The 18,133-nt window shown below is 68.0% G+C and carries 17 protein-coding genes and 1 pseudogene; 8 read left to right on the forward strand and 10 right to left on the reverse strand.

Annotated elements, in window-relative coordinates; all coding sequences use genetic code 11:
* Positions 1-25 precede the first annotated feature (25 nt).
* From cpaB to GFK26_RS11705, 5 genes are all read right to left on the reverse strand, one after another.
* On the reverse strand, positions 26-1,015 hold the full coding sequence (cpaB, locus tag GFK26_RS11685; protein WP_153282111.1) for a Flp pilus assembly protein CpaB: 990 nt from the start codon (positions 1,013-1,015) through the stop codon (positions 26-28).
* A 78-nt stretch (positions 1,016-1,093) separates the two neighbouring features.
* The gene (locus tag GFK26_RS11690) at positions 1,094-1,588 is read right to left on the reverse strand and encodes an A24 family peptidase (protein ID WP_153282112.1); all 495 of its coding nucleotides are present in this window, start codon (positions 1,586-1,588) and stop codon (positions 1,094-1,096) included.
* 22 nt (positions 1,589-1,610) lie between these two features.
* Positions 1,611-1,784: a Flp family type IVb pilin gene (locus GFK26_RS11695; protein WP_153282113.1), complete on the reverse strand. Its 174-nt coding sequence runs from the start codon at positions 1,782-1,784 to the stop codon at positions 1,611-1,613.
* Between the two features lie 412 nt (positions 1,785-2,196).
* Complete coding sequence (locus GFK26_RS11700; protein ID WP_228121976.1) at positions 2,197-3,582, reverse strand: L,D-transpeptidase family protein; 1,386 nt, start codon at positions 3,580-3,582, stop codon at positions 2,197-2,199.
* Positions 3,583-3,659: 77 nt separating this feature from the next.
* Positions 3,660-4,838 carry a nuclear transport factor 2 family protein gene (locus GFK26_RS11705; RefSeq protein WP_153282115.1) on the reverse strand — a complete coding sequence of 393 codons (1,179 nt, stop codon included), beginning with the start codon at positions 4,836-4,838 and terminating at the stop codon, positions 3,660-3,662.
* Positions 4,839-5,044: 206 nt separating this feature from the next.
* On the opposite strand from GFK26_RS11705, the gene GFK26_RS11710 reads away from it, so the two are divergent.
* Complete coding sequence (locus GFK26_RS11710) at positions 5,045-6,049, forward strand: Bug family tripartite tricarboxylate transporter substrate binding protein (RefSeq protein WP_153282116.1); 1,005 nt, start codon at positions 5,045-5,047, stop codon at positions 6,047-6,049.
* Positions 6,050-6,128: 79 nt separating this feature from the next.
* Here the strand turns inward: GFK26_RS11710 and GFK26_RS11715 are convergent, their stop codons facing one another.
* Positions 6,129-6,926, reverse strand: a complete 798-nt coding sequence (locus GFK26_RS11715; RefSeq protein ID WP_153282117.1) for an IclR family transcriptional regulator domain-containing protein — start codon at positions 6,924-6,926, stop codon at positions 6,129-6,131.
* Between the two features lie 137 nt (positions 6,927-7,063).
* Here GFK26_RS11715 and GFK26_RS11720 point away from each other — a divergent pair, with 137 nt between their 5' ends.
* The 7 genes and pseudogenes from GFK26_RS11720 to GFK26_RS34215 all read left to right on the forward strand — a co-directional run bounded on the left by GFK26_RS11720 (position 7,064) and on the right by GFK26_RS34215 (position 15,153).
* Positions 7,064-7,765 carry a 3-oxoacid CoA-transferase subunit A gene (locus tag GFK26_RS11720; RefSeq protein WP_119552256.1) on the forward strand — a complete coding sequence of 234 codons (702 nt, stop codon included), beginning with the start codon at positions 7,064-7,066 and terminating at the stop codon, positions 7,763-7,765.
* Positions 7,762-8,409, forward strand: a complete 648-nt coding sequence (locus tag GFK26_RS11725) for a 3-oxoacid CoA-transferase subunit B (protein WP_153282118.1) — start codon at positions 7,762-7,764, stop codon at positions 8,407-8,409. Before GFK26_RS11720 ends, GFK26_RS11725 begins: the two co-directional genes overlap by 4 nt.
* Positions 8,410-8,437: 28 nt before the next feature.
* Complete coding sequence (gene pcaF, locus GFK26_RS11730; RefSeq protein WP_153282119.1) at positions 8,438-9,643, forward strand: 3-oxoadipyl-CoA thiolase; 1,206 nt, start codon at positions 8,438-8,440, stop codon at positions 9,641-9,643.
* Complete coding sequence (locus tag GFK26_RS11735; RefSeq protein ID WP_153282120.1) at positions 9,643-10,620, forward strand: Bug family tripartite tricarboxylate transporter substrate binding protein; 978 nt, start codon at positions 9,643-9,645, stop codon at positions 10,618-10,620. Before pcaF ends, GFK26_RS11735 begins: the two co-directional genes overlap by 1 nt.
* A 58-nt stretch (positions 10,621-10,678) precedes the next feature.
* Positions 10,679-11,692, forward strand: coding sequence for a Bug family tripartite tricarboxylate transporter substrate binding protein (locus GFK26_RS11740; protein ID WP_153282121.1), 1,014 nt, complete (start codon positions 10,679-10,681; stop codon positions 11,690-11,692).
* A 361-nt stretch (positions 11,693-12,053) separates the two neighbouring features.
* Positions 12,054-12,140 (forward strand): annotated as a pseudogene (locus GFK26_RS34465) (ESPR domain-containing protein); the annotation flags it as partial.
* Between the two features lie 1,051 nt (positions 12,141-13,191).
* Complete coding sequence (locus GFK26_RS34215; RefSeq protein WP_228121977.1) at positions 13,192-15,153, forward strand: autotransporter outer membrane beta-barrel domain-containing protein; 1,962 nt, start codon at positions 13,192-13,194, stop codon at positions 15,151-15,153.
* A gap of 20 nt (positions 15,154-15,173) precedes the next feature.
* Here the strand turns inward: GFK26_RS34215 and GFK26_RS11750 are convergent, their stop codons facing one another.
* From GFK26_RS11750 to GFK26_RS11765, 4 genes are all read right to left on the reverse strand, one after another.
* Positions 15,174-15,596 carry a ribbon-helix-helix domain-containing protein gene (locus GFK26_RS11750; protein WP_225616799.1) on the reverse strand — a complete coding sequence of 141 codons (423 nt, stop codon included), beginning with the start codon at positions 15,594-15,596 and terminating at the stop codon, positions 15,174-15,176.
* Positions 15,597-15,671: 75 nt separating this feature from the next.
* The gene (locus GFK26_RS11755; protein ID WP_153282122.1) at positions 15,672-16,250 is read right to left on the reverse strand and encodes a DJ-1/PfpI family protein; all 579 of its coding nucleotides are present in this window, start codon (positions 16,248-16,250) and stop codon (positions 15,672-15,674) included.
* Between the two features lie 127 nt (positions 16,251-16,377).
* Positions 16,378-17,232 (reverse strand): carbohydrate ABC transporter permease, encoded by an 855-nt coding sequence (locus GFK26_RS11760; RefSeq protein WP_153282123.1) that lies wholly within the window; start codon positions 17,230-17,232, stop codon positions 16,378-16,380.
* The gene (locus tag GFK26_RS11765; protein WP_153282124.1) at positions 17,229-18,119 is read right to left on the reverse strand and encodes a carbohydrate ABC transporter permease; all 891 of its coding nucleotides are present in this window, start codon (positions 18,117-18,119) and stop codon (positions 17,229-17,231) included. Before GFK26_RS11765 ends, GFK26_RS11760 begins: the two co-directional genes overlap by 4 nt.
* Between the last annotated feature and the right edge of the window lie 14 nt (positions 18,120-18,133).

An 18,133-nucleotide genomic window follows, 5' to 3' on the forward strand; every position in this document is an offset into this window, starting at 1 on the left:
GGGGCATGCATGGACGTGGCGCCGATCAATAACGGATGGTTTCGCTGCGATCGCCGCGGATGACTTCGACCTGGAGTCCACCGCGGCTGGCGCCGGTGCCGGTAGCCGCGGGGGCGCGCACCGCGGCTGTGGGTGCGCGAAGGGCGCCGGGTTTTCCGCCGGTCACGAAGTCGGCGGCCGTCAGGCCGGCCTGGGCGCGGTCCAGGCCTTCGAGCGGCGCGCGCGGCAGTTCGCCGCGCTTCGGTGGTGCTGGCTGCAGGGCCGTGGGCAATTCGGCAAACAACTTCGGATCGGGCTCCGACATGTCGGTGGGATTGCGCAGGGCCAGCAGCAGGCGGCCGCTGTTCTCTGCGAGTGCCAGTCGATTGACATCGTCGACCGGTACCGCAAGCACGGCTGTGCGCGCGGCTTCGGCGCGCTGCTGTGATTGGGAGTTGCCGTTCTTGTCGGCTTTAGACGCCAGGCCGTCGACGGATGCACTGCCGAACGCCAGCACGCGCTTGCGCGACAGCAGCAGGCGCGCCTGGCTGCGGTCGATGTCCTTGCTGTCGGACTTCAGCATCAGGAACACGTCGACGAAGTCGCCGGGCTGGACCTTGTTGCCCACGCCCATGACCTCGTCGGCCTTGATCGCCACAGCGCGCTCGCCTTCGGCAACGCGCAAAGCGAGACCGGAAACCAACTGGCCTTCGAGCAGGGGCGAACCTTCGCTCAGATCAATCACCGGAACGCGGCCGGCGAGCGGCGCGGTGTCCTTGAAGGCCCCTGTCGGATTGATCGTCAGTTGTTCCACACGCAGCGCGTCTGCGGGGATCGCTTGGCCGGCCAGCAGTGCCTTGGTAGCGACGACCACGGGAAAGGTCTGCGCCTGTGAAGTTTTGACAGTCGCCGTGCCGGAGCTTGCTGCTGCTGGCGGCGGAGGCGGCGCCTTGCGGCTGAGAACCCATGCATAGCCTCCGAGCGCGAGGGCGAGAAGCACGAGGATGGCGGCGATGATTTTGGGGAGGTTGATCATGGGCGGCGAGCTGAAAGAAGGGGGCAAGCGATCAAGGGAAAGAAATGAAGGGCCTGCGAGACGAAGCAGAGTTGGCTGCTAACTCTGTCGGCCCCAAACCATCCACGCCGCAGCGGTTAGGGCTAGGTAAGCCGCATAAGGAATGATGCGAATCCGGCGTGTCGGAACGCCGGATTCGGGTGTTCGCGACGGGCCGGCAAGCATCAAGGCGAGTCGCGGGAAAAAGGGCCAGCGCTTGAGCGCGAGCCAGAGGACGCTGTGGGCGCTGGCCAGCAGGCTGGCGCCGATCCATATCGGTATCAGGGCCGACAGGCCGACCCATAGTCCCAGGGCGCCAGCGAATTTCACGTCGCCTGCTCCCATCAGTCCAGTTGCGTAGAACGCGATGAGGAGAAAGCCAGCCAGCATGCCGAGCAGCGCGGCCCGCCAGTCAGTTCCGAAAGGCTGGGCTCCTAACACAAGCGCTGCAAGAGCTGTGAGGGCCCCTGCAAGCACAAGCCAGTTGGGAACGCGACGCTTCCGGCAGTCATAGACCGCAACAAGCACCAACCAGAACAGACAAGCTATCGCCATGCCGTTTCCCAGAAGGCGCGTGTTACGGCGTGATATCGAGTTTGCCTGCGACTTTTACAAAAATAGCGTTCAAATTGGTTCCGATGTCTGTGAGGGACACAAGGATTACAACGGAAATAAGACCTGCAATAAGACCGTACTCAATTGCGGTAGCACCCTCTTCATCGCGCAGAAACCGAGTAATAGAGCTAAGCATGGTGATCTCCTGAAAGGAAGTGTTAACAAAGGCTGGCACGGTGGATGTTATACAGCGTAACTCCGTGTATCAAGGGCGGAAACACATGGGATCGAGTCCCGGATGTGCTACTCGGAGGGGTAAAGCAGGAAGACGGCCAGCCTCGTTCGGCCCCCACAACGGGGCAGAAAAGGTCACTTATTCACAGTGTGGAGATGTTCGTTTCCCTCTGTAAACCGCATGCACACTGGCATGGACGAGGGGAACGCGTTACGGGCGAGGGAACGTCCGAAAGTTGAGTGTTACGGGAACACACCCGTTACGTGTTACGTAGCGGGGTACCCAGTGGTGCAATTTGTAACACTCGACAAGGTGGCCCGGTTTGGGCAATAAATCACACTTTGGGGGTCGAGACCCCTTCGGTGATGGGGCCTCAGCCCAGGATTTCTTCGTGGAAGAGCTTCCACTCGCCCGCCTGACGGAGCCAGTACTGGCGGCGGGTTCGGCCGTTCTTCTCGCCCTCGAACACCTCGCCGAAGGTGGCGACCATGGTGTCCTCGGTGTCGCGCCAGTGGAGGTACGACACATCCTTGATTTGCACTCGTTTACCTTGTGCGTAGGTCAATTCGTCGCGGAGCACCGAATTGGCATCGACGGGTTTCCGGCTGGCGCGCTGGAAATCCGGCAAATAGAACTTCTTCAATTGCGCTTCATTGCCGCTGGCGCGTGCGTCTTTCCAGGCGGTAATTGAATCGGCGAATTTTTTTTCTTCTTTTTCGGCTTGTGGCTGCGAAATCCATTGCAGGCTGCGCGCGGTGACGACCGGCGTGGCGCCGATCTGCACCTTGCGCAGCAGCTGCTTCAAGTCGGGGTTGGCCATGACGACGCAGCCGTCGCTGGCGAGCGGTGCCCGCGCAAACTGCTGGGGCGGGGTGCCGTGCAGCCAGATGCCGCTGCCGGTCTTGCCGCGCCGCACGTCGTACGGGTTGGGGTAGTTGATGGGCAGGGCGCCAGCGCCGTAGAAGTCTTTGAGCGAGCGCGGGTCGAGGCTGCTGGTGATGTAGTACACGCCCAGCGGGGTGCGCGCGTCGCCCTCGACGGCCTTGTCGGTGCCCGACTTGCCGACGGAGATGTAGTAGTCAGCGACGAGCTTCATGCCCTTGTCGGAGTTCTCGAACAGGTACAGCCGCGAGCGCGAGGCGTCGACGGCAATGGCGAAGCGGCTGCGGGTCGAGAGCGTGAGGAACTGCGAAGGCACGGTGCCGGCGGGCGGGCGTTCGCGCAGGGCCTGCAGGCGGCGGCGCGATTCCTCGTGCAGCTCGACCATGGCCGGGTTGCCGCGCAGGCGCGCAATGCCGGCGGTGTCGGGCATGGCGTTCGACGGCGGCACCTGCGCTGCGAGCAGGTCGCCGTACACCAATTGCGCCAGCTGGAAGTTCGGATGGTCGCGCACGAGGGTCTGGGCCTTGGCCAGCGCCTCGCGGCTCTTGCCGCGGCCGAACAGCTCGTAGACGGCGATGAGGCGGGCCTCGGCGCCGTTGGCTTCCTGGAGCGGCGCGGCTGTTCTTGCGGACTTGCGGGCCGGGCGCGCGGCGCCTTGGCTGTCCGCCACGGCGGACCGCTTGCCCTTGGCTTGCAGCTGCGTCTTGCTGGCGCCGCTGCCGGCTTTGCTGGCCCGGGCTTCCTTGGCAGACGCCCGACTGCCACCGGCCTTGGCGCTCTTCGCGCTGCCGGCCTTGGCTGTCTTGCTGCTGGTGCTGTTGTTGTTGGCTGCGAGCGCCGCGCCGGGCGTGGCCAGCAGAAGCGCAGAGGCGGCCATCAAGGCCGCGAGCAGTTTCCCGCTCCTCTGCGGGAACGGGAGGGGCTGAAGCCGGCCTTGCCGGACGATGTCTGCCACTAGCCGCCGACGCTTTCCTTGCGAATGTGCCACTGGTTGCCAGAGCGTTGGAGCTCGAGCGTCTTACGGCTCGCGATGTTGAGGTTGTCGGCGCGGTAGACCTGGCGGAACTTGGCGGTGGCGGTCTGTCCGTCGACCTTGATCGCGAGGTTCTCGAGGTTCACGCTGATGCTGGACTTGCCGACGATGCGGGCGCGGCGGTCTTCTTCCCAGGCCTTGCGGCTTTGTCCGCCGGCGGGCACGAAGTCGCTGCCGTAGGCGGCGAGGTAGCGGTCCATGTCCTGGCCGGCCCAGGCCGCGGCCCAGCCGCGCACGACGGATTCGATCTCTGCGGTGGACGCCGCCGGCGCAGCGGCAGGTGCCGGAGCGGGTGCCGGTTCAGGCGTCTTGGCCACCGGTGCGGGCGCTGCGGCGACCTTGACGGGCGGTGCAACGGGCGCGGCAGCAGGTGCCGGCGCGGGCGCAGGAGGTGCCTTGGCGACGGGAGCAGGAGCGGGCACGGGGGCCGGAGCGGGGGCCTTGGCGACCGGAGTCGGCGCAGGCGCCGGAGCGGGCTTCGCAGCCGGAGCCGGTGCAGGCGTCGTCGTGGCCGAGGCCACGAGGGTCGAGCCCTTCGAGCCGCCGGCGGCCGGCGGGGCCGTGAAGAGCGTGCGGATCACGGCCAGCTTGGGCTGCACCGCGGTGTTGTTCTGGTCGAGCTGCAGCGCCTTGCTGTAGGCCTGGCTGGCCAGCCGCGCGTACACGTCGCCGAGGTTTTCCTGGGCGGTGGCGTAGCTGGGGTTGGTGCGAATCGCGCTTTCGAGGGCGTTGCGGGCCTTGTCGAACTGGTTCTGGCTCGCGTAGATGACGGCGAGGTTGTTGAACGGTTCGGGCAGCTCGGGCGCGTCTTGCGTGAGCTGGGTGAAGGCGGCGATGGCCTCGGCGCGCTTGCCGGTGTCGAGCTGGATCACGCCCTTCAGGAAGCGCATCTGCGGATCGCGCGGCTTGTCCTTGAGGAAGGCCTCGGCCTTGGTCATGGCCTCGTCGAGCTTGCCGGCCTGCATCAGGCGGTCGACGTCTTCATGCTCGGTGGCGGCCAGCGCGGGAAGCGTGGCGCCGCAGGCCGCAGCGGCCAGGAACAGGGCGCGCACGGTGGGGGAGAAGCTGAAGCGGGCGCGAGGCCGGGGGCTCTTGGGCATTGCGGACAAGACCTCGTGGTAGGGGAAGGGGAATGCGGCAGGCATTGTAAATGCGCTCGTCACCTCTGGATACCAAGCTGACAAGGCCCTGCGATGGCCCCATTCACAGTTGTGCCGAACTTGTGCAACGCAGCATCATCATGTAACTTCACGTAAGCAAAAATGCACGTGTTTACCCTGATTTTTCCAACCCTCCGGAGTCCGTCTTGAAGATCACCAAACGCCGCCTGCTCGAAGGCGGCGCTGCAGCCATTGCCACCTCGCTGTTCACCCCGGGCGCGTGGGCCCAGCGCGCCGCGGGCGGCGATGCCGCCTGGCCGACCAGGCCCGTGCGCATCCTCGTGGGCTTTCCGGCGGGCGCCTCGCCCGACCTGGCAGCGCGCGCCATCGCGGAGCCGCTCTCGAAGATCCTGCGCCAGCCGGTGACGGTGGAGAACAAGCCCGGCGCCAGCGGCAACCTCGTGGCCGCCGAAGTGGCCAAGGCCACGGACGACCACACGATCGGCGCGCTGATCAACGGCAACCTCACGATCGCCAAGCTGCTGAACCCGTCGCTGGGTTTCGACCCCGAAAAAGACTTCGCGCCCATCGGCCTGATCGGCACCGCGCCGCTGGTGCTGGTGGTGTCGGGCAACGCCACGGGCAAGTCTGCGGCCGACCTGCTGCTGTGGGTGCGCAACCTGGGCAGCGGCGGCAAGTACGGCACGCCGGGCGTGGGCACCGTCGGCCACCTGGGCATGGAGCTGCTCAAGAGCCGCGCCGCCATCACCGCGCAGCACAAGCCCTACACGGGCAACCCGCAGGTGATCGCCGGCATCCTCGCGGGCGAGATCCAGTTGGCGCTGCTGCCGCCGGGCCTGGCGATGCCGCACGTGAAGTCGGGCAAGCTCAAGGCCATCGGCGTGACCTCGCCCGAGCGCAGCCCGCTGGTCAACGAACTGCCGACGATCCGCGACGCCGACGTGCGCGGCGCCGACTTGGAGATCTGGACCGCGCTCGCCGCGCCTGTGAGCATGAAGCCGGCGGCCGTGGCCAGGCTCAATGCCGCGCTGGTCGAGGTGATCAGTTCGCCCGAGGTGAGCGAGGCTCTGCTGAAGACCGGCTGGCAAGCGCAGCCCGGTTCGCCCGACACGCTGGCCAAGCGCATGCGCGCCGACACCACCCGACTGGGCGGCGTGATCATCATGAAAGGCATCCGCTCCGAGGCGTGATGTCTTGTCCCCTCTCCCTCTGGGAGAGGGCTAGGGTGAGGGCACGACGGCCTTCACCCCATGTCGGCCTTGTTCTTTCCTACAGCAGCGCCGACACCTGCTTCGCCGCATCGATCAGCGCCGGCAGCATCGTCTCCTGCATCACCTTCGCGCTCGTGCGGTTCGCCTGCCCGCTGATGTTCAGCGCGGCCACCATGCGGCCCTGCCGGTTCACGATGGGCGCGGCCACGGAGATCAGGCCTTCTTCCAGTTCCTGGTTCACCAGGCACCACTGCTGCTTGCGCGCCTGGGCCACCTTGGCCATGAGCGCTTCGATGTCGGTCACGGTGTGCTTGGTCAGCAGCTCGAGGTTCGAGGCCTCGAGCCGTGCGCGCACCTCGTCGTCGCTCAAGTCGGCCAGCAGCAGGCGGCCCAGCGACGTGCAGTACGCCGGCAGCCGCGAGCCCACGCCCAGGCTGATGCGCATGATCTTCTGCGTCGGCACGCGCAGCACATAGACGATGTCGGTCGCGTCGAGCACGGCGGCCGAGCACGACTCCTGCACCTGCTGCACCAGCGCTTCCATCACCGGCTCGGCGCGGTTCCAGATCGGCATCGACGACAGGTAGGCAAAGCCCAGGTCGAGGATGCGCGGCGTGAGCGTGAACAGCTTGCCGTCGGTCACCACATAGCCCAGCGTCTGCAGCGTGAGAAGAATGCGCCGCGCCCCCGCACGCGTGAGGCCGCTGCCGGCCGCCACCTCGCTCAGCGTCTGGTGCGGCGCGCTCGCGCTGAATGAGCGGATCACCTGCAGGCCGCGCGCAAAAGACTGCACGTAGCTGTCGCCGGGGGCGGGCGTGTCGGTGGTCGAAGTAGCGGAAACGGGGCGGGTTGCCATGGCGAGCGATCCTCTCTAAAATTCATTATACGAACAAAAGTTCTTTAGACGAACAAATTGCAGTTCGCGAGGATTCGTGAATTCGGCAGGCTGTTCGGACCGTTCGGTTTCTTTCTTCACTCCCGGAGACAAGCTTCATGATCAACAAGATCGCGCGCTCGGTCGCCGATGCCCTGGCAGGCATCCAAGACGGCGCCACGGTGCTCATCGGCGGTTTCGGCACCGCCGGCATTCCAGGCGAACTCATCGACGGCCTCGTCGAGCAGGGCGCCAAGGACCTCACGGTCGTCAACAACAACGCAGGCAACGGCGAGACCGGCCTTGCGGCGCTGCTCAAGGCCGGCCGCGTGCGCAAGATCATCTGCAGTTTTCCGCGCCAGGCCGACAGCCAGGTGTTCGACGGCCTGTACCGCAGCGGCAAGCTCGAACTCGAACTGGTGCCCCAGGGCAACCTCGCCGAGCGCATCCGCGCCGCGGGTGCCGGCATCGGCGCCTTCTTCTGCCCCACCGGCTACGGCACGCAGCTCGCAGGCAACCGCGAGACCCGCGAGATCGACGGCAAGCAGTACGTGCTCGAGTACCCCATCCACGGCGACGTGGCGCTCATCAAGGCCGAGCGCGGCGACCGCTGGGGCAACCTGGTCTACCGCAAGGCCGCGCGCAACTTCGGCCCGGTGATGGCCATGGCGTCGAAGAAGACCATCGCCACCGTGCACGACATCGCCGAGCTCGGCACCCTGGACCCCGAGACCATCGTGACCCCGGGCATCTTCGTGCACCAGGTGGTGCGCATCGAACGCGTGGCGACCCAAGCCGGCGGCTTCAAGAAGGCAGCATGACCATGGCATATACACGTCGCACCAAGGACCAGCTCGCCGCGCGAGTGGCACAAGACATCTTCGACGGCGCCGTCGTCAACCTCGGCATCGGCCAGCCCACGCTCGTGGCCAACCACCTGCCGAAGGGCCGCGAGGTCATCCTGCAGAGCGAGAACGGCATCCTCGGCATGGGCCCCGCACCCGAGGCCGGCGAAGAAGACTACGACCTCATCAACGCCGGCAAGCAGCCCGTCACGCTGCTGCCGGGCGGCTCATTCTTTCACCATGCCGACAGCTTCGCGATGATGCGCGGCGGCCACCTCGACATCTGCGTGCTCGGCGCGTTCCAGGTGTCGGCCACCGGCGACCTCGCCAACTGGCACACGGGCGAGAAAGACGCCATTCCCGCCGTCGGCGGTGCGATGGACCTCGCCATCGGCGCCAAGCAGACGTGGGTCATGATGGATCTGCTCACCAAGCAGGGCGCGAGCAAGCTGGTGCAGGCATGCACCTATCCGCTCACCGGCATCGGCTGCGTCAAGCGCGTGTACTCCGACCTCGCCACGCTCGAATGCACACCGCAGGGCCTGAAGCTCGTCGACACCGTCGAGGGCCTCACCCGCGAAGAACTCGAGACGCTGGTCGGCCTGCCGATCGCCGCCTGATCCGTTCAACCATTCAGAGACAACAGACATGACCAATCAAGCCTTCATCTGCGACGCCGTGCGCACTCCCTTCGGCCGCTACGGCGGTTCGCTCAGCAGCGTGCGCACCGACGACCTCGGCGCCGTGCCGCTGCGCGCACTGATCGAGCGCAACAAGAACGTCGACTGGCAGGCCGTGAGCGACGTGCTTTACGGCTGCGCCAACCAGGCCGGCGAAGACAACCGCAACGTCGCTCGCATGTCGGCGCTGCTCGCGGGCCTGCCGATCGAAGTGGGCGGCGGCACCATCAACCGCCTGTGCGGTTCGGGCCTCGATGCACTGGGCACCGCCGCCCGCGCCATCCGCGCCGGTGAAGCCGGCCTGATGATTGCCGGCGGCGTCGAAAGCATGAGCCGCGCGCCCTTCGTCATGCCCAAGGCCGAGAGCGCCTTCAGCCGCAACAACGCGGTGTACGACACCACCATCGGCTGGCGCTTCGTCAACAAGCTCATGAAGGCGCAGTACGGCGTCGACTCGATGCCCGAGACGGCCGAGAACGTGGCCACCGACTACAAGATCGAGCGCGAGGCGCAAGACCTGATGGCGCTCAACTCGCAGCTGCGCGCCGTGGCCTCGCAGAAGTCCGGCTTCTTCGACGCCGAGATCGTGCCCGTGAGCGTGCCGCAGAAAAAGGGCGACGCCCTCATCGTCAACAAGGACGAGCATCCGCGTGACACCACGCTGGAGGCGCTGGCCAAGCTCAAGCCCATCGTGCGCCCCGACGGCACCGTCACCGCTGGCAACGCCAGCGGCGTGAACGACGGCGCCTGCGCGCTGCTGCTGGCCGACGAAGCCAGCGCCGCCAGGCACGGCCTCACGCCGCGCGCCCGCGTGGTCGGCATGGCCACGGCCGGCGTCGCGCCGCGCATCATGGGCATCGGCCCGGCGCCCGCCACGCAGAAGGTGCTGGCGCTCACCGGCCTCACGCTCGACCAGATCGACGTCATCGAACTCAACGAAGCCTTCGCCGCACAAGGCCTTGCCGTGCTGCGCCTGCTGGGCCTGAAGGACGACGACGCGCGCGTGAACATCAACGGCGGCGCCATCGCACTGGGCCACCCGCTCGGCGCCAGCGGCGCACGCCTGGCCACCACCGCGGTGAACCAGCTGCACAAGGGCGGCGGCCGCTACGCGCTGTGCACGATGTGCATCGGCGTGGGGCAGGGCATTGCCGTGATCCTGGAACGCGTCTGATGGGCCTCGCCCGACGCGACCTGCTGTTGGGCCTGCTGGCGGCGGCGGGCCTGCCCGCGCATGCGCAGCCGAGCGATGGCAAGCCGATCCGCATCGTCGTGCCCTTCGCGGCCGGCGGCGGCAACGACGTGTTCGCACGCCAGATGGCCAAGGGCCTGGGCGAGGTGCGCAAGTCGGGCGTCATCGTCGACAACAAGCCCGGCGCGGGCGGCAACCTCGGCACCGAGCAGGTGGTGCGCAGCACGCCCGACGGCAGCACGCTGCTGCTGGGCCACACGGGCACCGTGTCGATCAACCCGGCGCTGTACAAGGGCCTGAAGTTCGACGCCCGCAAAGACCTGCTGCCCGTGGCCATGTTCGCGTCGTCCGCGCTCGTGCTCGTGGCGCCCGCGGCCTCGAAGGTGCGCACCGTGGCCGACCTCGTCAACGAGGCGAAGTCGCGCCCGGGCCTGCTCGACTACGCGTCGAGCGGCAGCGGCACCGGCGGCCACCTCACGGGTGAACTCTTCGCGCAGCGCACCGGCACGAAGGTCAATCACATCCCCTACAAGGGCACCAACCCCGCGCTCACCGACCTCGCAGGCGGGCAGGTGCAGATGATGTTCAGCGTCATCCCGCCCGCGCTCGCGCTGGTCAAGGGCGGGCGTCTGCGCGCCATTGCCGTCACGGGTGCCAAGCGCCTGCCGTCGCTGCCCGACGTGCCCACCGTGGCCGAGTCGGGCCTGCGCGAACTCGCGGGCTTCGAGAGCACGCTCACCTACGGCATCCTCGCGCCGCGCGGCACGCCCGATGCGTTCGTGAAGACGCTGTCGGCGCAGATGCTGCAGGTGGCGGGTAGTGCCGAGTTCCAGTCGCGGCTCGACGTGGAAGGCGCCGTGCCGCTGCTCGGCGGGCCGGCCGACTACGCCGCGCTCATCGCGAAGGAAAGCGCGCTGTGGGCCGGCATCGTCAAGGCCTCGGGCGCGTCGGTCGACTGACCGAGCGGCTCCGCGCTGCACCAACCAATCAACGATTTTTAAACCGGAGACTTCCTTCATGTCCTTCTTCCGTTCGTCGCTCTCGCGTCGCGCCATTGCCGCGGCCGCGCTGGCCCTGACCGCCGGCGGCCTGTTGCCGCTGACCGCTTCGGCACAGCAACAAGCTGCGGCCTTCCCGACCAAGCCCGTGCGCATCATCACGCCGTTCCCGGTCGGCGGTGGTCCCGACGGCGTGGCCCGCCTCGTGGCCGACAAGCTCTCGCGCGCCTGGGGCCAGCCCGTGGTGGTCGAGAACCGCCCGGGCGGCAACGGCTTCATCGCGATCGACGCCTTCAAGCGCGGCGCCAAGGACGGCCACGACATCGTCGTGCTCGACAACGTGCACCTGGCCGCGTACCCGGCGCTGTTCAAGAAGCTGCCCTACGACGCATCGAAGGACTTCGACGCGCTGCTGCCGCTGTTCAAGACCTACTTCTTCTTCACCGTCGCCACCAACAGCAAGTACAAGACCGTGGGCGACCTCATCGCCGACGCCAAGGCCAACCCCGGCAAGCTCGACTACGGCTCGTGGTCGGTCGGCAACCCGGTGCACCTCGGCTCGGAGCTGTTCGAGTCGGCCACCGGCACGCAGATGGAGCACATCATCTACAAGGAAACCACGCAGCTGTACACCTCGGTCGCCACGGGCGAGCTGGCCTTTGCGTTGGGCAGCAGCGCCACCGCCGGCCCGCTGCAGCGCGCCAATAAGCTGCGCTTCCTGGCCGTGGCCGCGCCCCAGCGCAACGCCGCCTTCCCCGACGTGCCGACCGTGAGCGAATCGGGCGGCCCGAAGGGCTTCGAGGTGATCGGCTGGAACGCCATCGCCGTGCCGAAGGGCCTGCCCGCTTCGGTGACGGAGAAGATCAAGCGCGACATCGAAAAGGGCCTGGCCGAACCCGACGTGCTAGAGAAGTTCAAGAGCTTCGGCTACGAGCCGTTCCCGACCACGCGCCCGCAGTTCGACCAGTTCGTGGCGACGGAAACGAAGCGCTTCACCGACGTGATCCGCAAGGCGAACGTGTCGCTGGACTGATTGCTTGCGCTCGGCTCAGCAGCCGCAACGAACAAGGCACCCGCGAGGGTGCCTTTTCTTTTGGGCGCGTCGGTGCCGCGCGTGGCGTGAAAGAGTGTGCTGTGCGAATGTCACATGTTACGCACGGATACGCGCGTGGGTAGACCGCCTACCGCACGCACTGACAGAGGGGAAGCAACTCCTTGTCGGGTAGGCCGCTCCCATTTCAGGGTACCCCCTTGCAGGGATACGCGTAACCGCCACCCGTTCTTACATTTTTGACTTGCCAATCCGAAATCGTCGCCGTGTGGATGCGCAAGCCATTGCCGCTGCACACGGATTCCAACCTGCTCAGTCAGTGAACGAAGAGGGAGTTGAAGCCATGAATCAGATCTTCCGAACCTTGTGGAATCCCACTGCGGGCACCTGGGTGGCCGCGCCGGAAATCGCGCGCGGCCATGCGCGGTCGTGCGGCGGGGGCGGCGTGCGCGTGGTGGCGGCTGCGGTGTCAGCGGCGGCCCTGTGGGTCTGCGTCGTGCCGGTGCTCGCGGCCGGCGGCGCGGGCGGCCAGCCGGTCGGCGCCACGTCGCTGAACGCGGGCGCGGGCGGCAGCGACGGCACGGGGGGCAGCGGCGGGTTCAATGACAACACGGTCAATGCATTCGGCGGCGCGGGCGGATCGTCGACGCCGGGCGGCGTCACGGCAGGCGCCGACGCCAACATCGGCAGCTTCCCCGGTGCCACGCCGGGCACCGGCGGTGCGGCCGGCACCGCCAGCATGCCCACCGGTCCCGGCGCGTTCCAGGGCGACGCCGGTGGCGCGGGCCAGTCGCAAACCGGTGACGCGGCCAACGGCAACGGCTATGGCGGGGGCGGCGGCGGTGGCTTCCAGGGCGCGTCGATCGCCAACAACGTGGCCAACTCGTCCGACAGCTACACCGGCGGTGCCGGTGGCGCGGGCGGCAACGGGTACTGGGCGGCCGGCGGCGGGGGTGCCGGCGGCTACGGCTCGATCCTCATCGGGCCGCTCGGCAGCTACACGGCGACGGGGTCTTCCACGGGCGGCGCAGGCGGCAATGGCGGCGACGCCTTCTCGCAGGCCGGCGGCGGCGGCAGCGGGGGCGGCGGGTTCTACCTGAACGCGACCAACCCGGGGCTCAGCTTCAACAACTCCGGCTCGCTCACGGGCGGTGCCGGCGGCGCCGGCGGGGCCGAATTGCTGCCCGCCCGTTCCAACGCCTCGGGCGGCGGGGGCGGCGCAGGAGGCATCGGCGCGACGCTCGCGGGCGTTGCGGTCACCGTCGGCAACAGCGGTTCGATCACGGGCGGCGCCGGGGCGCTGGCGGCGCGGCCGGCGGCGGTGCGGGCGGCACCGGCTCACCGGGCGCCGGCGGCGACGGCGGGCGGGCCTCGCATCGACCGGCGCGGGCGCAACCATCACCAACACCGGCACCATCGCCGGTGGGGCGGGCGGCGTCGGCGGGGCCAGCAGCAACGGCGGCCCGAGCGGTGCCAATGGGGTGGGCGGCGTCGGGGTAACGGGCGCGAGCCTTGCCATCGTCAACGGCGGAACCATCGCGGGCGGCCTGGGCGGCGACGGCGTCACGCGCGCCGCGGCGGTCGCCTTCACGGGCGGCGCCAACAGCCTCACGCTGAACACCGGCTCGTCGATGACGGGCGCGATGTCGATCGGCGCGGGCGCGACCGCCAGCGTCGTCGCGGGCGCCGCTGGCCTCAGCGTCAACAACGCCCTGCTGCTGGGCGGCACGGGCACCATCGACACCAACGGGAACGATTTGGCGTGGACCGGTGCGATCTCTGGTGCCAGCGATCTCGTGAAGATCGGCGCGGGCGTGCTCACGCTGAGCGGTGCCGACACCCATGCGGGCGCGACCAACGTGGCGGCGGGCACTTTGCGCGCGGGCGCGGCCAACGTGCTCAGCAGCGTGAGCCCCTTCACCGTGGCCACCGGCGCGACGCTCGACCTGGCCGGCAACAACCAGACCCTCGCGTCGATGGCGAACAGCGGCACGGTGTCGCTGGTGGGCGCGGTGCCCGGCACCACGCTCACCGTCAACGGCCCGTGGGTGGGCAACGGCGGCACGCTGCGACTGGGTACCGCGCTGGGCACCAGCGCGAGCGCGAGCGACCGGCTGATCCTGAGCGGCGCCACCGCCGTCGCCAGCGGTACGACGAATGTGCAGATCACCAACCTGGGCGGCCTGGGCGCGCTCACCACCGGCAACGGCATCGAGGTGATCAGCGCGATCAACGGCGCGACCACCACCGCGCAGACGACCAAGAGCGCGTTCCTGCTGGCCGGCACGCACGTCGATGCGGGTGCCTACGAGTACCGGCTGCATGCGGCCGACGCCACCGGCGCGGGCGAGAACTGGTACCTGCGCTCGACCACCGCGCCCGTCCCGCCCGTGCCGCCCGGCACGCCGCCTGCCGGCGGTGGCGGCACAGGCACTGGCGGCACCGGCGGCGTGCCCGTGCTCCTCGTGCCCACCTACCGCGCCGAAGTGCCGCTCTACGCGGCGCTGCCCGAGCAGCTGCGCCAGTCCAGCCTCGCGATGCTCGGCAACCTGCACCAGCGCATGGGCGACAACCTGGTCACGGGCGCGAACACGGCCACGCCCGCGCAGGGCTACCGCCAGGCCTGGGGCCGCATCATCAGCACAGAGCGCACCATCGCGCAGGGCGGCACCGTGAGCCCCACGAGCAAGGGGCGCCTCACGGGCTTCCAGGCCGGCACCGACCTGTGGGCCAACCCAAACTGGCGCACGGGCGTGTACGTCGGCCAGCTCGACGGCGACATGCGCGTGAACGGTTTTGCCAGCGGCCTCGCAAACCTCGGCGTGGGCACCAACAACCAGAAGAGCGAATACCTGGGCGCCTATGCCACCTGGAAGCACGCCAGCGGCGTGTACGTCGATGGCGTGCTGCAGGCCGGCCGCCACCGCTACACGGCCTCGCCCGCAATGGGCTTCTCCCGGGGCGGCAAGGGCAACAGCCTGCTGGCGTCCATCGAGGTGGGGAAGCCGATTCCCATTGCGCCCAACTGGACCGTCGAGCCGCAGGTGCAGCTGGTGCACCAGCGGGTGAGCCTGGGTGACACGGGCATCTCCGGCGCCCTCGTGCAGCAGAAGAGCGACAACGGCTGGCGGGCACGCGCCGGCGTGCGCGTGAAGGGCGAGTTCGTCACCAGCGCCGGGCTGCTGCAGCCTTATGCGCGGGTCAACTTCTACCGCAGCAGCAGCGGCACCGACGTCACCCGCTTTGTCGGCCCGGCCGGTGTCACGGACATCGCGACGCGCACCGGCGGCAGCAGCACCGAGCTGGCGGCAGGGGCCACGCTGCAGGTGGCCGAGAACACGAGCGTGTATGTGGAGCTGGGCAAGCTGTGGGCGGGCTCCGGCGGCGACGCGCGCGTCAAGAGCGGGGTCAATGCGAGCGTCGGCGTGAAGATGCGCTGGTGATCTCGTGCGCCGGGCGGCGTCTACGCATGTCGCCGCACGACAGCGTGGAGCGTGCGCACGTGCGTCTCGCTCGACGGCTGCGCAGGCGACGGCCGTCCCCACCCCTGCGGCAGTTCATGCAGCACGGCGTTCGCATCGAGCGAGCGGATCGCGACCGACGTGTCGGCCGGAATCCGTCCCTGCGCCACCATCGCCTCGTAGCGCAACGCGCACACGCGCAGGAACGACGCGAAGTTGCCGACCTCGCCGCGCGCCGCCACCAGCTCGTCGTACAGCCGCTCGATGAGCTGCACCACGGCCATGCCGTCGCGCTGCGCGATCTCTTCGAGCACCTGCCAGAACAGGTTCTCGAGCCGGATGCTGGTGACCACGCCGTGCAGCCGCACCGAGCGCGTGCGCGCGTCGTAGCTTTGCGGATCGGCGCTGATGAAGACTTCGCACATGGGCCATCTCCTTTGCGAGCGTGGATGAGTCGGGGCGACGCGGCACTGTAGCGCCGCCCACGCGCTTTCGTCCGATCAGTGTTCGATGCGCGTGCCGAGCACCACCAGGAACTGCGACAGCCACGCCGGATGCGCCGGCCAGGCCGGTGCGGTGACGAGGTTGCGGTCGGTCACGGCCTGGTCGACCGGGATGCCCATGTACTCGGCACCGGCCAGTTCCACCTCGACCTGGCAGGCCGGATACGCCGACACCTTGCGGCCCTTGATGAGGCCCGTGGCCGCGAGCAGCTGTGCGCCGTGGCAGACGGCGGCCACCGGCTTGTCGGTCGCGAGGAAGTGGCGCGCGATCTCGACCACGCGGGGGTGCATGCGCAGGTACTCGGGCGCGCGGCCACCGGGGATCACGAGCGCGTCGTAGGCCTCGGGGCGCACGTCGTCGAAGGTCGCGTTCAGCGTGAAGCGGTGACCCGGCTTCTCGCTGTAGGTCTGCGCGCCCTCGAAATCGTGGATGGCGGTGTGCACCCAGTCGCCGGCCTTCTTGTCGGGCGCCACCGCATGCACGGTGTGGCCGACGGCCAGCAGGGTCTGGAACGGCACCATGGTTTCGTAGTCTTCGGCGTAGTCGCCGCAGAGCATCAGGATCTTGCGAGCCATCGGGTTTGTCTCCTTCGGATGAGGTGGTGCGAAACCGGCCGGCGCAGGGTGCGCGCCAGCCGTCGCCGCATTATTCGAAGGGGGAGGGCGCAGCGGGTAGCAGCGGGCTGTGATGCCGCTGCGGTCGCTACTTGACCGAGCCCGCGGTCAGGCCTTGCACCATGTAGCGCTGCATCCACGCAAACAAAATGGCGACCGGGACCACGGCGCAGATGGCGGCGGCCATGACCAGCTCCCACTGCACCACGTACTGTCCCGCGACCATGTTGGTGACGAGCACGGTCAGCGTCTGCTTTTCCGTGGAGCGGATCAGCGTGTAGACCACCGCGAACTCGTTCCAGGCATTGACGAAGGTGACGAGTGCGGTGACCGCCATGGCGGGCAATGCCAGCGGCAGGAACACCTTGAACACCGTGCGCACGGGCCCTGAGCCTTCGAGCCAGGCCGACTCTTCCAGGTCGCGCGGAATGGTCTCGAAGTACGAGGTCATCATCCAGACGGCAAAGGCAATCCCGAAGGCGCCATAAGCGATCACCACGGACAGGCGCGAGTCGGTCATGTTGCCGCCGTCGAACCACGGCAGGCTGGCCGCCATCTTGAACAGCCCCACCACCAGCAGCACGGGCGAGATCATCTGCGTGATGAGCAAGAACTGCCGGTAGCCGCCCTGGCCGCGAAATTTCAGGCGCGCCAGCGCGTAGGCGGAAGGCACGCTGACGGCAATCGTCAGCACCGTCGCACAGAGCGACACCAGCAGGCTGTTCAGCAGCGCGCGCCCGAAGCCGGTCTGGGTCCACATGGCGGAGAAGTTGCTCCACTGCCATTGCTGCGGCAACCAGCGGGCCGGATAGACGTAGATCTCGGAAGCCGGCTTGAGCGCCGTGAAGAACATCACCGCGAGCGGAAAGATGACCACGACCACCAGCGGCAGGAGCAGCAGCCAGCACCAGAGGCTGCGCACGAGTTTGTCGGAGCGGATCATGCGGCGGCCTTCGCGGACTGGCGCTTTTGCAGGCGCAGGTAGAACACGGTGAAGGCCAGCAGCAAGGCCAGCATCACGAGCGAGATGGCTGCCGCTTCGCCGGGGCGACCCATGCGAAAGCCCAGCTGGTAGAGCCAGGTGACGAGGATGTGCGTGGCGTTGTCCGGCCCGCCCTGCGTCATGATCCAGATGATGGGGAACGAGTTGAAGACGTAGATCACGTTCAGCACGATCGCCATGTGGATGAAGGGCTTGAGCAGCGGCAGCGTGAGCCGGCGAAACTGCCGCCAGCGCGACGCGCCTTCGATGTCGGCCGCTTCGTAGATGTCCTGCGACACCGATGACAGGCCGCCCAGAAAGATCGTGACGGTGAAGGGAATGGACACCAGGATGCCCACGCCCACTTCGACCCAGAACGCGAGCTGTCCGTCGGCCAGCCAGTTGATCGGCTCCTGGATGACCCCGACCATCGCCAGGCTCGCATTGACCATGCCGTACTGGCCGTTGAAGGACCAGGTCCAGACGATGGCCGTCATGGTCAGCGACACCGCCCACGGCAGCATCACGATCGTGCGCGCCACGCCCCGGCCATAGAAATCCTGCTGCAGGATGAGCGCGATCGGCACGGCACACAGCACCGCGCCGCCGACCACGCACACCGTCCACTGCACCGTGCGCCACACCACGTGGGCGAACACCGGGTCGGTGAACACGGTGCGAAAGTTGTCCAGGCCGTTGAAGGCCCGCAGCAGGCCGAAGCGCGAGATGTCGTGCACCGACTGGAACACCAGCGTGGACAGCGGGTAGGCCAGGATGAAGATCGTCAGCAACAGGCTCGGCGCAATCAGCCCCCAAGCCAGGGCCGGACCTCGAACGGGATTCTGCATAGGGCAATTCGATC

The sequence above is a fragment of the Variovorax paradoxus genome, from assembly GCF_009498455.1.
Taxonomy (GTDB): domain Bacteria; phylum Pseudomonadota; class Gammaproteobacteria; order Burkholderiales; family Burkholderiaceae_C; genus Variovorax; species Variovorax paradoxus_H.

Excerpts from the sequence above, each read along its gene's own strand:
- GFK26_RS11725 (WP_153282118.1), top strand. The coding sequence starts at position 7,762 with ATGACCATGGCATATACACGTCGCACCAAGGACCAGCTCGCCGCGCGA.
- GFK26_RS11715 (WP_153282117.1), bottom strand. The coding sequence starts at position 6,926 with ATGGCAACCCGCCCCGTTTCCGCTACTTCGACCACCGACACGCCCGCC.
- GFK26_RS11720 (WP_119552256.1), top strand. The coding sequence starts at position 7,064 with ATGATCAACAAGATCGCGCGCTCGGTCGCCGATGCCCTGGCAGGCATC.
- GFK26_RS11695 (WP_153282113.1), bottom strand. The coding sequence starts at position 1,784 with ATGCTTAGCTCTATTACTCGGTTTCTGCGCGATGAAGAGGGTGCTACC.
- GFK26_RS11690 (WP_153282112.1), bottom strand. The coding sequence starts at position 1,588 with ATGGCGATAGCTTGTCTGTTCTGGTTGGTGCTTGTTGCGGTCTATGAC.
- GFK26_RS11705 (WP_153282115.1), bottom strand. The coding sequence starts at position 4,838 with ATGCCCAAGAGCCCCCGGCCTCGCGCCCGCTTCAGCTTCTCCCCCACC.
- GFK26_RS11750 (WP_225616799.1), bottom strand. The coding sequence starts at position 15,596 with ATGTGCGAAGTCTTCATCAGCGCCGATCCGCAAAGCTACGACGCGCGC.
- GFK26_RS11765 (WP_153282124.1), bottom strand. The coding sequence starts at position 18,119 with ATGCAGAATCCCGTTCGAGGTCCGGCCCTGGCTTGGGGGCTGATTGCG.
- cpaB (WP_153282111.1), bottom strand. The coding sequence starts at position 1,015 with ATGATCAACCTCCCCAAAATCATCGCCGCCATCCTCGTGCTTCTCGCC.
- GFK26_RS11755 (WP_153282122.1), bottom strand. The coding sequence starts at position 16,250 with ATGGCTCGCAAGATCCTGATGCTCTGCGGCGACTACGCCGAAGACTAC.
- GFK26_RS11740 (WP_153282121.1), top strand. The coding sequence starts at position 10,679 with ATGTCCTTCTTCCGTTCGTCGCTCTCGCGTCGCGCCATTGCCGCGGCC.
- pcaF (WP_153282119.1), top strand. The coding sequence starts at position 8,438 with ATGACCAATCAAGCCTTCATCTGCGACGCCGTGCGCACTCCCTTCGGC.
- GFK26_RS11735 (WP_153282120.1), top strand. The coding sequence starts at position 9,643 with ATGGGCCTCGCCCGACGCGACCTGCTGTTGGGCCTGCTGGCGGCGGCG.
- GFK26_RS11700 (WP_228121976.1), bottom strand. The coding sequence starts at position 3,582 with ATGGCCGCCTCTGCGCTTCTGCTGGCCACGCCCGGCGCGGCGCTCGCA.
- GFK26_RS11760 (WP_153282123.1), bottom strand. The coding sequence starts at position 17,232 with ATGATCCGCTCCGACAAACTCGTGCGCAGCCTCTGGTGCTGGCTGCTG.